Origin of the sequence: Streptomyces melanosporofaciens, from assembly GCF_900105695.1 — a bacterium.
GTDB classification, from domain to species: domain Bacteria; phylum Actinomycetota; class Actinomycetes; order Streptomycetales; family Streptomycetaceae; genus Streptomyces; species Streptomyces antimycoticus.
Genome location: NZ_FNST01000002.1, coordinates 634,510 through 648,680 on the forward strand (window position 1 = coordinate 634,510; position 14,171 = coordinate 648,680).

The 14,171-nt window shown below is 74.3% G+C and carries 1 protein-coding gene; it reads right to left on the reverse strand.

Annotation, left to right across the window (positions count from 1 at the left end):
* Positions 1 to 132: 132 nt before the first annotated feature.
* On the reverse strand, positions 133 to 13,827 hold the full coding sequence (locus BLV72_RS05475; RefSeq protein ID WP_093460649.1) for a type I polyketide synthase: 13,695 nt from the start codon (positions 13,825 to 13,827) through the stop codon (positions 133 to 135).
* Positions 13,828 to 14,171: the final 344 nt, after the last annotated feature.

The window sequence follows — 14,171 nt, forward strand, 5'->3', positions numbered from 1 at the left end:
GCGCCCCGCCGGGCATCGTCTCCCGCCGCCGTCTTCGCCTGGTGCTGCCGGACCAGCCACGCACCTGTCCTGGTGCGTACGCACCACAGGCGGGGACGGGGCCATCCCCCGTTCCCGCCTGGAGAAGTCCTCTCACCCCCGCTCGGTGAGCCAGTCGGTGATGTGGTCGGCGGCGTCGGGGGCGTGCTGGTTGACGAGGGTGAAGTGGTTGCCCGGAGTGGTGCGGGTGGTGGTGATGTGGGGAAGGTCGGTCTGCCAGTCGTGCGGCACCGGGTCCGCCCCGTGTGCTGCGGGGAGCGGGTCCGAGGCGCGCAGGAGCAGGGTCGGGAAGGGCGTGGGTGCGGGGGTCCAGGTGTGGATGAGCTGTTCCGTCCAGGCGTAGGCGGACAGGTCGGTGGCGGTGAAGCCGTCGGTGTGGTGCTCGCGCTCGTACAGGCCGTGCCACAGATGGGGTTGGAGGGCGCGGGCGGCGGGGGATTCCAGGATGTAGGTGTCCAGGAGGACGACGGCCCGTACGGGCACCCCGTGGTCCGCGAGATGGCGGGCGGTCTCATGGGCGAGGATGCCGCCGGACGAGGTGCCCAGGAGAATCGGGGGGTCGGTGGTGCTCGCGGCCACGGCGTGGGCCAGCCCTTCGACGAGGGCTTCGCGGGTGGCGGGCAGTGGCTCGTCGGCGCCGAAGCCGGGGGGCGTCAGACAGGAGACGTCCCAGGTGTCGGGGAGCGCCCCGGCCAGGGCGAAGTAGGTGTCGGGTCCGGTCAGGGGCACGATGGGGGCCACACAGATCAGCCGGGTGTCTGACGTGCCGGTGGTGAGCCGGTTCAGGCGGGACAGCACGGGCCCGGTGCTCTTGGGCCGCAGGGCGGCGAGGTCGAGCAGCAGGGTGTCGGCCTCGTTCCTGCGGCCCGTTCGCACGGCGTCGCGGTGGAGGCGGGCGACCAGGTCGGTCGTCGGGTGCGCGACGGGGCCGTGGTCCTCGACCTGCGGCTTCGCGAGGTGGTCGAGGAGATGGCCGGCCAGGTCGGCCGGGGTGGGATGGGTGAGAACCACGGTGCTGGGCAGTGTCGTGCCCACCGCGGCGGCGAGCCGGTTGCGCAGGTCGATGGCGGCGAGCGAGTCCATGCCGTGGTCGCGGAAGGCGGAGTGTTCCTCGATCGCCTCGCCGGATGAGTGGCCGAGGGCCACCGCGGCCTCGCTTCGCACCAGGTCGAGGAGGAGCCGCCGCGCTTCCTCGGACGGCAGGCTCCGCAGCCGTGCCGTGAAGTCGCCGTGTCCGCCCGTGGGTTCGGGTTCGGTGCGCTTGGCCGCCTCCGGCAGCTCGCTGAAGAACGGGCGGGGAGCGGCCTCGGTGATGACGGGGAGATAGCGGTCCCAGTCGATGTCGGCGACCGTGAGCGCGGTCTCCTGTTCATGCAGCGCCTGGGCGAGTGCGGCCAGGGCCAGTTCGCCGTCGAGGAAGGACATTCCGCTGCGCAGGAGTTGCTCGCGGTCGTGCTCGCTCATCCGCTCGCGCGCCTCCTCCCAGGGGCTGTAGGCGATCGCCGTGGCGCGGGCGCCCCGGGCGCGGCGCTGGGAGGCCAGCGCTTCCAGGTACGCGTTGGCCGCCGCCTGTGCCGCGTGGTGGCCGATGCCCCAGACGCCGGAGATCGAGGAGAACAGCACGAAGGCGTCCAGGCCGGTGTCGTCGAGCAGTTGGTCGAGGTGCGCGGCGCCCGCCACCTTCGCGTGCAGCGCCTGGGCGAAGTGGTCGGGGCCGACCGTGGAGAGCGGGCCCAGCGGGCTCGTCCCGGCCGTGTGCACCACGGCGCGCACCGGATGGCCGTCCGCCGAGAGCCGATCGAGTACCCCGGCCACGGCCTCCCTGTCGGTCAGCTCACACGCCACCACCTCGGCGGTCGTCCCCTGGGCGGTCAGCTCCGCCACCAGTTCGGCCGCTCCCGGTGCCTCAAGGCCACGCCGGTTCATCAGCACCAGGTGTTCCGCGCCCTGGTGGGCCAGCCATCGGGCGACCCGGCTGCCCAGGGCCCCGGTGCCGCCGGTGACCAGGGTGGTACCGCGGGGCGCCCAGGTGGCGGGCGAGTCGGCTCGTGCCGGGGCCCGCACCAGTCGCCGGACGAGGACGCCCGAGGGGCGCACCGCCGCCTGGTCCTCCCCCGGGTCCGCGAAGAGCAGCGCGGCGAACCGTCCGGCCGCCTCGGGGTCGAGGCGCTCCGGGAGGTCGGCGGGACCGCCGCGCAGCGACGGTGCCTCCTGGGCCGCGGTCCTGGCGAGTCCGAGGACCATCGCCTGCCGCGGGTCGCGGACCGGGTCGGCCGGGCCGGTGGAGACCGCGCCGCGGGTCACCGTCCACAGCGGCACCTCGGCCCCGGCCGTCATCAGCGCCTGGACCAGCGACACGCTGAGTACCGGACCGGCGGGCAGTGCGGGCTCGCCGCTGTCCGTGTCCTCGGCCGCCGCGAGCAGCGACACCACTCCGGCCACCCGGTCGAGGCCGACGTCGGCGAGCTGTGCGGCCATCGCCTCCGGGCCGGCAGGGCTCCCGTCGAGGACCACACGGCGCGCCTGGGCGCCGTGTGCGGTCAGCGCGGCCACCACATCCGTGTCGTCGATGGAGCCGGTGGTGAGGACCAGCCAGGTTCCGGTCAGTACGGGACCGGCGGGGACACGCAGGGGCATCCACACCGTCCGGTAGCGCCGCCCGTCGGCCAGCGTGTGCTCGTCCTGCCGCCGGCGCCACGCCGACAGCGCGGGAAGCACCGAGTCGAGTGCGCCCTTGCTCTCGGATTCGAGGCCGATCAGCGCGGCGACGGCGGCGCTGTCCCCCTGGTCCACGGCGGTCCACAGCGGCTCGTCGGCCCCTGTGGTGGTGCCGGTCGGCGAGGTGGACGGGGCGGGCGGGGCGATCCAGTACGACTCGTGCTGGAAGGCGTAGGTGGGCAGGTCGACCGTGCGGCCGCCGGGCAGCGCCCTGGTCCAGTCGACGGGCACGCCATGGGCGTACGCCTCGCCGAGCGAGCGCAGGACCCGGTCCCATCCGCCGTCGTCCCGGCGCAGGGTGCCCAGGGTGACCGCCGGGCTGCCCGCGTGCTCGATGAGCTCGCTGGTGCCGACCGCGAGCACCGGATGCGGGCCGACCTCGATCATGACCCCGTAGCCCTCGCGCAGGAGACCGGTCATCGTCTCGGCGTAGGACACGGTCTGCCGCAGGTTCCGGCACCAGTACCGGGCGTCCAGCTCCTCGGTGTCGAGACGGCCTCCGGTCACCGTGGAGTAGAACGGCACCTCCGACGGCCGGGGCCGCACCGGAGCCAGCAGTTCCAGCAACTCGGCCTCGATCTCGTCGATATGCGCCGAGTGGGCGGCGAAGTCCACCCCGGCCAGCCGCCAGCGCATGATCCTGGCGGCGGACAGACCGCGCTCGACCTGGTCGAGAGCGGCCGGATCGCCGGAGAGCGTCACCGTCTTCGGTCCGTTGACCGCCGCGATGGACACCGCGCCGGACACCTCGTCCAGCAACTCCCGGATCCGCTCCGGCGATGCCATCGCCGACATCATCGCGCCGCGTCCGGACAGGCGCTCTTGGATGAGCCGGCTGCGCAGCGCCACCACGCGGGCGCCGTCGTCCAGCGACAGGCCGCCGCTGACACAGGCGGCGGCCACCTCTCCCTGGGAATGGCCGACGACGGCGGCGGGCTCGACGCCCAACGAACGCCACAGCGCGGCGAGCGAGACCATGACCGTCCACAGCACGGGCTGCAGCACATCGGGGCGCTTCTCGATCGGCGGCGCGCCGGGCTCACCGCGGAGCACATCGGTGGGCGACCAGTCGAGGTACGGGGCCAGGGCCGCCTCGCATTCGGCGACGCGCGCGGCGAAGACGGGCGAGACATCGAGCAGTTCGGCCGCCATCCCGGCCCACGCCGCGTCCTGTCCGGGGAAGACGAAGACCACCGGGCCGCGCTCGGCCGCCGTGCCGCGCACCGCCGCGGGATCCGAGGTGCCCTCGGCCAGGGCCGCCAGGCTTCCGCGCAGCGCCACGGGGTCCTCGCCGACCAGCACCGCCCGATGCTCGAACGCGGCACGGGTCGTGGCCAGGGAATGCCCGATGTCCAGCGGGTGCGCCCCCGGGTGGGCGTCCAGGTGGGCGAGCAGTTTCGCGGCCTGGGCGCGCAGCGCTCCGGCCGACCTGCCCGCCAGCGGCCATGCCACCGGCCCGTCCCACACCGGATCCGGGACCGGGGCAGTCACCGGATCCGGGGCCGGGGCGCTGGGCGCCGGGGCCTGCTCCAGTACGGCGTGGGCGTTGGTCCCGCTCATGCCGAACGCGGAGACCGCGGCCCGCCGCGGACGGCCGAGGTCGGGCCACGGCGCCGCCTCGGTCAACAGCTCGACCGCGCCCGAGTCCCAGGCGATACGGGAGGACGGCTCGGCGGCGTGCAGTGTCTTCGGCAGGACGCCGTGCCGCATGGCCATCACCATCTTGATGACCCCCGCGACACCGGCGGCCACCTGGGTGTGCCCGATGTTGGACTTGACCGAGCCGACCAGCAGCGGCGGGTTGTCGCCCCGGTCCTGGCCGTAGGTGGCCAGCAGCGCATGCGCTTCGATCGGATCGCCCAGTGCGGTGCCGGTGCCGTGTGCCTCGACCACGTCGACGTCGGACGCCGCGAGACCGCTGTTGGCGAGGGCCTGCCGGATGACTCGCTGCTGCGCGGGCCCGCTCGGCGCGGTCAGCCCGTTGGAGGCGCCGTCGGAGTTCACCGCCGACCCGCGCACGACCGCCAGCACCTGGTGGCCGTTGCGGACCGCGTCCGAGAGCCGCTCCAGCACCAGGAGACCGGCGCCTTCGGCGATGCCCATGCCGTCCGCCGACTCGGCGAACGCCTTGCTCCGTCCATCGGGCGCCATGACCCGATGCCTGCTCAGCGAGACCAGCAGGTCCGGGCCGGTCAGCACGGTGGCACCGCCCGCGAGGGCCAGGGTGCTCTCCCCCGAGCGCAGCGACTGGCACGCCATGTGCAGCGCGACCAGGGACGCCGAGCAGGCGGTGTCCACCGTCACGGTCGGCCCGTGGAGGTCGAACAGATAGGCCAGACGGCCCGAGAGCACGCTGGGGAGTGTGCCGGTGAGCTGGTAGCCGTCGGAGTCCGCCGACACCCCCGTGCCGTAACTCTGGGCGGTCGCCGAGACGAACGTGCCGGTCAGGCTGGACCGCAGGGACACGGGGTCGATCCCGGCGCGTTCGAACGCCTCCCAGGTGAGCTCCAGCAGCATCCGCTGCTGCGGGTCCATCGAGACCGCCTCACGCGGGGAGATGCCGAAGAACGCCGCGTCGAACTCGCCCGCGCCGTCGACAAAGCCACCCGCCGCCGAGTAGGTCGTGCCCGTCCGCTCCGGGTCGGGGTGGTACGCGCCCGCGTCCCAGCCGCGGTCGGCGGGCAGCGGGGAGATGGCGTCCGTGCCCTCGGTCAGCAACTCCCACAGATGCTCGGGCGAGCGCACCCCACCGGGGAAACGGCAGCTCATTCCGATGATCGCGATCGGCTCCGCACCGGCCGCCCCGGCTCCCGGACCACCCGCCGTGATCGCGGCCGGTACGGCGCTCCCCCGCCGCTCGTCGGCCTCCCCGCCCAGCTCGGTCCACAGATGGCCGGCCAGCGCCTCCGGCGTCGGATGGTCATAGATCAGGGTCGAGGGCAGGCTCAGACCCGTCCGCTTGCGCAGGCTGTTGCGCAACTGCCCGGCGGTCAGGGAGTCGAAGCCCATGTCCTTGAACGTCCGCCCGCCCCCGGCCGCCGCCGGCCCCGCGAGGCCGAGCACCGAACCCACCTGCTCCCGCACGAGCTGGAGCAGGGTGTCCCGGGCCCGGTCGGCCGTCAGCCCGGTCAGCAGACCGGAGCCGCCACGGGTGGCGGCGGCCCGACGGACGGCGCCGGTGGGCACCAGGCCGCGGAGGACGGCGGGCACGGTGCCACGCGCCCGCAGGGCGGCCCGGTCGACGCGGGTGGCGAGGACGGACGCCTCGCCCACCGCACCCGCGGTGTCGAAGCAGGCCAGTCCCTGGTCGACGGTGAGCGTCGGCAGCCCGGCCGCGGCGATCCTGCGGAGCTGAGCGGCGCTCAGCCCGGCGGACATACCGCCGCTCTGCGGCCAGAGCCCCCAGCCGATGGACAGGCCGGCGAGCCCCGCCGCGGTCCGCCGCTGCGCCAGCGCGTCCAGGAACGCGTTCGCCGCGGTGTAACCGGCCTGCCCCGCGTTGCCGAGGACACCGAACACCGAGGAGAACATCACGAACGCGGTCAGACCGTGGTCACGGGTCAGCTCGTGCAGATGCCAGGCGCCGTCCAGCTTCGGACGGAACACCGTGTCCAGCCGATCGGGGGTCAGCGCCCCGACCAACCCGTCGTCGAGCACACCGGCGGCGTGCACCACACCGGTCAGCGGATGCTCGGCCGGGATCGCCGCCAGCAGGGCGGCCACGGCCGCGCGGTCGGAGACATCGCAGGCGGCGGCTGTCACCCGCGCGCCCTGCCCGGTCAGCTCGGCCACCAGCGCGTCGGCGCCCTCGGTGTCGGCACCGCGACGACCGGCCAGCACCAGGTGGCGCACCCCGTGCGCGGTGACCAGGTGCCGGGCCACCAGCGCACCGAGACCGCCAAGACCGCCGGTGACCAGCACGGTGCCGTCTCCGCCCCATACGGTGCCCGGCGCGGACGGGTCCGGGGCGTCCACGGAAGCCAGCCGAGGTATCAGCAACTCACCCGCGCGCACCGCCAGTTCGGGCTCGTCGCAGTCGAGCGCCGCACGGAGGGTTCCGGCAGCGGCCGCCACCGGATCCCCCGTGTCGGCGGGGTCGAGGTCGAGCAGGACGAACCGGTCGGGGCTCTCCTGCCGGGCCGACCGCACCAGCCCCCACACCGCGGCCGCCACCACGTCAGGGGCGGTGCCGGCGGCGGTGGCCACCGCGCCACGGGTCACGAACACCACGCGAGCGGGCCGACTCCCGCCGGTCTCGTCCGTGTCTTCTGCCTCGTTCAGGTGGTGCCGCAGCGTGTCGAGCACGGACGCGCCGACCGCACGGACCGCCTCCGGCACCGGCACACCGGCCGGTGCCGTGACCGGGACCAGCACCGCCTCCCCGGCGCTCACCGGGTCGTGCCCACCGGCCTCCGGCACCGGTGCGGGCAGCCAGTCCAGGCGCAGCAGTGGCCGTGCCGCCACGGCAACCGAGCTGTGGGCGTTCGGCGTACGCAGCGTCAGCGTGCGCGCCGACACCACCGGATGGCCCTCGGTGTCCAGCGCGCTCAGCGTGACCGTGTCCTCGCCCGTCGCGCGCAGCCGCACCCGTAGCACCGACGCGCCCACGGCGTGCAGGGACACCCCGGACCAGGTCGACACCTCGGACCGAGCCGAGGCCCGCGCCCCGGCGTCCAGGCCGTCCGGCCCGGTCGACGACGCGAGGTGCAGCGCCGCGTCCAGCAGCGCCGGATGGAGGCGGAAGGCATCGGCCTCCTCGGCGATGTGCTCGGGGAGGACGACCTCGGCCAGCACCTCGTCCCCGGCCTGCCAGACCGCCCGGACGGCCCGGAACGCCGGCCCGTGGGCGAGCCCGGCCTCGCACCGCCGCTCGTAGAAGTCATCGAGGTCGACGGGTACGGCGTCCGCGGGCGGCCAGGTCAGTCCGGCATCGGCATCGGCATCGGCATCGGCATCGGCATCGGCATCGAGCGTGCCCGGCGCGAGCGTGCCGGTGGCGTGCCGCGTCCAGGGCGCGTCCGGCGTGGCGGCGGGCCGTGCGTAGATGGCCAGGGTGCGTCGGCCGCCGTCGCCGGGGCCGCCGAGCGCGACCTGGATCCGTACGCCGTCGTCGTCCTGCCCGGGCAGCACCAGCGGGGCGTCCAGGGTGAGTTCCTCGACGAGACCACAGCCGACCTCGTCGCCCGCTCGCACCGCCAGCTCGATGAATCCGGCGCCGGGGAAGGTCCTGTGACCGGCCACCACATGGTCGGCCAGCCATGGCTGCGCCGCCACCGACAGCAGCCCGGTGCACAGCAGACCACCGGTCTCGGGCAGCTCCGCGACCGCGCCGAGCAGCGGGTGTTCCACACCGCCGAGCCCGGACTGGACCGCGCCCGTAGAGGTGTTGCCGACGGGCGCGGCCCAGTACCGCTCCCGCTGGAAGGCGTAGGTGGGCAGCGCGACCCGGCGGGCTCCGGTCCCGGTGAACAGCTCGGCCCACCGCACCTGTACGCCCCGCACATACAGCCGGGCGGCCGCCGCCAGCGCGGTGGACTCCTCGTCGCGGTCCTTGCCCAGCAGCGGCACGGCCTCCACGCGCGCCACATCGGGCAGGGCGTCCTGCGCCAGCACCGACAGCGTGGCGTCCGGGCCCAGTTCGAGGAAGGTGTGCGCACCGGACCGCGCCGCGGCGCCGACCGCGTCGGCGAACCGCACCGTCGTCCTGACGTGCCGCACCCAGTAGTCGGGGGTACGGATCCGCTCCGCGGCGATCCGCTCACCGGTGACGGTCGAGACGATCGGGATGCGCGGCTCGCCGAAGGCCAGGCCCTCGACGACCGCCCGGAAGCCGTCCAGCATCGGCGTCATCAGCGGGGAGTGGAACGCGTGGCTGACCCGCAGCCGGGTGGCCTTGCGGCCGTCGGCCGCGAACCGGTCCGCGATGGCCCAGGCCGCGTCGGCCTCCCCGGACACCACCACCGCCTCGGGGCCGTTGACCGCGGCGAGTCCGACGCGGTCCTCGGAGCCGGTGAGCAGCGCCGCCACCTCGGCCTCGGTGGCCCGCAGCGCGACCATGGCGCCGCCTTCGGGCAGCGCCTGCATCAGCCGTCCGCGGGCGGCGACGAGGGTGCACGCGTCGGGCAGGGACAGCACCCCGGCCACATGGGCCGCCGCGATCTCGCCGACCGAATGCCCGATCAGCAGATCCGGCGCCGTCCCCCACGACTCCACCAGCCGGTAGAGGGCCACTTCGAGGGCGAACAGCGCGGGCTGGGCGTATTCGGTGCGGTTCAGCAGCTCCGCGTCGTCGCCGAACACCGCCTCCCGCAGCGGCCGTTCCAGCTCGCCGTCCAGCAGCGCGCAGACCTCGTCCCACGCGGCCGCGAACACCGGGAACCGGCCGTGCAGTTCGCGCCCCATGCCCAGCCGCTGGGCGCCCTGGCCGGCGAAGAGCAGCGCCAGCGGGCCGGGGTCCCCCGCCACGCCCTCGGCCACCTTCACGGGCACGGGGCGCGCGTCGCCGTCTCCCGTACGGTCCGTCGCGACCAGGAGGACCGCTCGACGCTCCAGCTCGGAGCGGGTCGTCGCGAGCGAGTAGCCGATGTCGGCCGCCGCCGCGCCGGTGTCGGCCACGAACGCGGCCAGCCGGTCCAGTTGCGCCTCCAGCGCCGCCTCGCTACGAGCCGACACCGGCCACGGCACCACGCCCGGCCCGGTCCGCGACCGCGGCGCGCCCGAAGGCCGCTCGGCGGTCTCATCGGTACGGTCCCGCGGTGGCTGCTCGATGATCACGTGCGCGTTGGTGCCGCTGATCCCGAACGACGACACGCCCGCGCGGCGCGGCCGCTCGGCCGGTGGCCACACGGTGGGGCCGGTGAGCAGCTCCACCGCCCCCGCCTCCCAGTCCACCTGCGACGACGGCGCGTCCACATGCAAGGTGCGCGGCAGTACGCCGTGCCGCATCGCCAGGACCATCTTGATGACGCCCGCGACACCGGCGGCGGCCTGCGTATGCCCGATGTTGGACTTGAGCGACCCCAGCAGCAGCGGGCGGTCCGGGTCCCGGTCCTGCCCGTAGGCGGCGAGCAGCGCCTGGGCCTCGATCGGGTCGCCCAGCCGGGTGCCGGTGCCGTGCCCCTCCACCGCGTCCACGTCCGACGGAACCAGTCCGGCACCGGCCAGCGCCTGGCCGATCACCTGCCGCTGCGAGATTCCGTTGGGCGCGGTCAGGCCGTTCGACGCACCGTCGGAGTTGACCGCGGAGCCGCGCAGGACGGCCAGCACCCGGTGGCCGGCCCGGGTCGCGTCGGAGAGCCGTTCCAGCACCAGGACGCCCACGCCCTCGGACCAGCCGGTGCCGTCCGCGGCCTCCGCGTACGCCTTGCAGCGGCCGTCGGGCGACAGACCGCCCTGCCGGGCGAACTCCACGAAGATACCGGGCTCCGACATGACGGTGACACCGCCGGCCAGCGCCAGGGAGCACTCGCCATTGCGCAGCGCCTGGGCCGCCAGGTGCAGCGCCACCAGCGACGACGAGCAGGCCGTGTCCACGGTCAGCGCGGGCCCGCGCAGCCCCAGGGCGTAGGCGATCCGGCCGGACAGCACGCTCGGCGAGGTGCCGGTGAGCAGATATCCCTCCGCGGCGCCGGAGCTGTCCTTGAGGCGCGGACCGTAGTCCTGGGCCATCGCGCCCATGAACACCCCGGTCCGGCTGCCGTGCAGGGAGGACGGGGCGATCTCGGCCCGTTCGACCGCCTCCCAGCTCATCTCCAGCGCCAGCCGCTGCTGGGGGTCCATGGCTTCGGCCTCACGCGGCGAGATCCCGAACAGCGTCGCGTCGAAACGGTCCGCGTCGTAGAGGAATCCGCCGGCCCTGCCGGTCGCCGTCGGCTCCGGCGCCCATCCCCGGTTGGCGGGCAGGTCGGAGACGGCGTCCACTTCGCCCGACACCAGGTCCCACAGCCCCTCGGGCGAGTCCACCCCGCCCGGGTAGCGGCAGGCCATGCCCACGATCACCACCGGGTCGTCCGCGGGGACGGCGCGGGGTGCCGGGGTCGTGTCGCCGGTCGGCGGGGCGGTGAGCTCCGTGGCCAGATGGTCCGCGCAGGCGTCGGGCGTGGGGTGGTCGAACAGCACGGTGTTGGGCACCCGCAGCCCGGTCGCGGCCCTCAGCCGGGTCGCCAGCTCCACCGTCATCGCCGAGTCGAAGCCCAGCTCCTTGAAGGACCGCGCCGGGTTCACCCGCTCCGCGGAGGCGAATCCCAGCACCACGGCGGTCTCCGTGCGCACCAGCCGCGCCAGGTCGGGGCGGGTCCACGAGGTGCCGGATGCCACACGCTCCGGCTCCGATTCCGGTTCCGGGTCGGTGGCGTGTCCTGTGACGGCCGCAACGGCGTCCGGCACCCCGGCGGGCTCCGGGAGCCAGTACCGCTCCCGCTGGAATCCGTACGTCGGCAGGGCCACCCGCCGGGCGTCGGTCCCGGCGAACGGCCGCGCCCAGTCGACCGGCACCCCGCGGACGTACACCTCGGCCAGACAGCTCAGGAACCGGCCCATTCCGCCCAGTTCGCGCCGCAGTGTGCCGACGGCGAGCGCCCGGACGTCGGCCGCGTCGATGGCGTCCTGCACCGCGGGGGTCAGCACCGGGTGGGAGCTGACCTCGACGAAGGCCCGGTGGCCCTGGCCGAGCAGCGCCCGGACGGCCGGTTCGAAGGCGACGGTCTGCCGCAGATTGCGGTACCAGTACCCGGCGTCCATACCGGTGGTGTCCAGCCATTCGCCGGTCACCGTGGAGAAGAACGGCACCTCGGCCCGGCGCGGGGCGATGCCCTCCAGCGCGGCCGACAGCTCCTCGCGCACCCGCTCCACCTGCGCCGAGTGCGAGGCGTAGTCCACCGCGATCCGCCGCACCCGCACATCCGCGCCCGCGAGTTCCTCGAACAGCTCGTCCAGCGCCTCCAGTTCACCGGAGACCACCACCGAGCCGGGGCCGTTGACCGCCGCGATCGACACCCGGCCGTCCCAGCGGCCCAGCCGCGCCTCGGCCTCGGCGCGCGGCAGCGCCACCGACAGCATGCCGCCCGCTCCCGAGAGGCGGCGGGCGATGGCCTGGCTGCGCAGGGCCACCACGCGGGCCGCGTCCTCCAGCGAGAGCGCACCGGCCACGCAGGCCGCCGCGATCTCCCCCTGGGAATGGCCCAGCACCGCGTCCGGGACGACCCCGTGTGCCCGCCATACCGCCGCGAGGGAGACCATCACCGCCCAGGAGGCGGGCTGGACCACATCGACCCGTTCCAGCGACGGGGCGCCCTCGGCCTGTCGCAGCACGTCGGCCAGCGACCAGTCCACATGGGGCGCGAGCGCGGCGGCGCATGCGGCCAGCCGCTCGGCGAAGACCGGGGACTGCGCCATCAACCGGACGCCCATGCCCGCCCATTGCGAACCCTGGCCGGGGAAGACGAACACCGTCCGGCCCTCGATGTCGGCCACTCCCCGCACCACGCCCGGCGCGGACTCGCCGTCGGCCAGCGCCGCCAGCGCGCCCAGGGCCTCCGGCCGGTCCGGCGCGAGGACGACGGCGCGGTGGTCGAACGCGGTGCGGGTGGTGGCCAGCGAAAAGCCCACGTCCACCGGATCGAGCCGCTCGTGCTCCGTCAGATGGGAGGCGAGGCGGGCGGCCTGGGCGCGCAGCGTGTCCCGGGTCCGGCCGGACAGCGGCCACGGCACGGTGCCACCCACCGTGCCCACGCCAGGGTCAGCGGACGGGTCCTCGGAGGTCGGCTCGGTGGCGGACACCACCAGATGGCAGTTGGTGCCGCCCATGCCGAACGACGACACTCCGGCCAGGGCGCGGCCGTCGCGGTAGGGCCACGGGCGGGTCTCCGACACCACGTCCAGGTGCCACTCGTCGAAGCGGATCCGCGGATTGGGCTGCTCGAAGTTGAGGCTCGCCGGCAGCTCGCCGTTCCGCAGCGACAGCACGACCTTCAGCAGGCCCACGATGCCCGCGGCGCCCTCCAGGTGCCCCACGTTCGTCTTCGCCGAGCCGACCAGCAGCGGATTGTCCGCGGCGCGGTCCGCTCCGTACACCGCGCCGAGCGCCTCGGCCTCCACCGGATCGCCCACCCGGGTGCCGGTGCCGTGCAGCTCCACATACTGGACCTCCGCCGGGTCGACCCCCGCACGCCGGCACGCCGCCGCCAGCACCGCCCCCTGCCCCTCGGGGTCGGGGGCGGTCAGGGCCGCGCCGGGCCCGTCGTTGCCCACCGCGCTGCCCTCGATGACGCACGTGATCTCGTCCCCGTCGGCCAGCGCGCTCGCCAGTGGCTTGAGCAGCACCATCCCCGCGCCCTCGCCACGGACATATCCGTTGGCACGCTCGTCGAAGGTGAAGCAGCGGCCGTCCGGGGACAGCGCGCCGAGCCGGGCCGCCGCCAGCGCGCTGTCGCGCACCAGGTTGAGGTGCACCCCGCCGGCCAGTGCCGTGGCCGACTCCCCGCGCCGCAGGCTCTCGCAGGCCAGGTGGACCGCGACCAGCGACGACGACTGCCCCGTGTCCACCACCAGGCTCGGTCCCCGCAGGCCCAGGAAGTAGGACACCCGGTTCGCGATCACGCTGCGGTTCAGTCCGGTCAGGGTGTGATGGGCGATGGCCGCGGGTCCCCTGCGCCGGTCCAGTACGCCGTAGTCGTCCGCGGTCACACCGATGAACACGCCGGTGTCCTCGCCCCGAACCTCGGCCGGCAGGACGCCCGCGTCCTCCAGGACCTCCCAGCCCAGCTCCAGCGCGAGCCGCTGCTGTGGATCCATCGCCCGCGCCTCACGCGGCGAGATCCCGAAGAACTCGGGGTCGAAACGGTCGACTTCGTCCAGGAAGGCGCCCCATCCGATCTCGCCGGAGTCCGCCGCCTCGTCGTCGCCCCAGCGGCCCGGTGGTACCTGTGACACGGCGCTCATCCCGCCGGTCAGCAACTGCCAGAACCGCGCGGGATCCTGCGCGGACGGCAGTCGGCAGGAGACCCCCACCACCGCGATGGCGGTGTCCTGCTGCTGGATTCGGCCAGCGGATATGGACTCAGGTCGGCTCATGGTGCCGCTCCCCACTCGTCGTCCTCACGGGCTCGGCAGGAGAGGCAAGTGCTGGCACACGCCGAGTCCCCCAGAATCCGGCGACACCGGACTGCCGTTCAAGTCGTGATCAACAATGTGCGAAATAGTACATCTATGGTCGGCAGAAATCCCTGAGCCGCCAACGGAGTGGCGTGACTCTCCCTTTGGGGCTATTCGTCGCCTCTTTCCCCCGCCATGGATGCATTCCGTGTCATTGCCGTCACCTCAGGCCCGCGAGGGTTGCTGGGAATTCACCTAGACCTCCGGTGTTTGAAAGTCCGGGCGATCGCCTATCGTTGGGCGGGGTCGGCCGAAAAGAGCTG

Coding starts and splice junctions, on each gene's coding strand:
- BLV72_RS05475 (WP_093460649.1), bottom strand. CDS start 13,827: ATGAGCCGACCTGAGTCCATATCCGCTGGCCGAATCCAGCAGCAGGAC.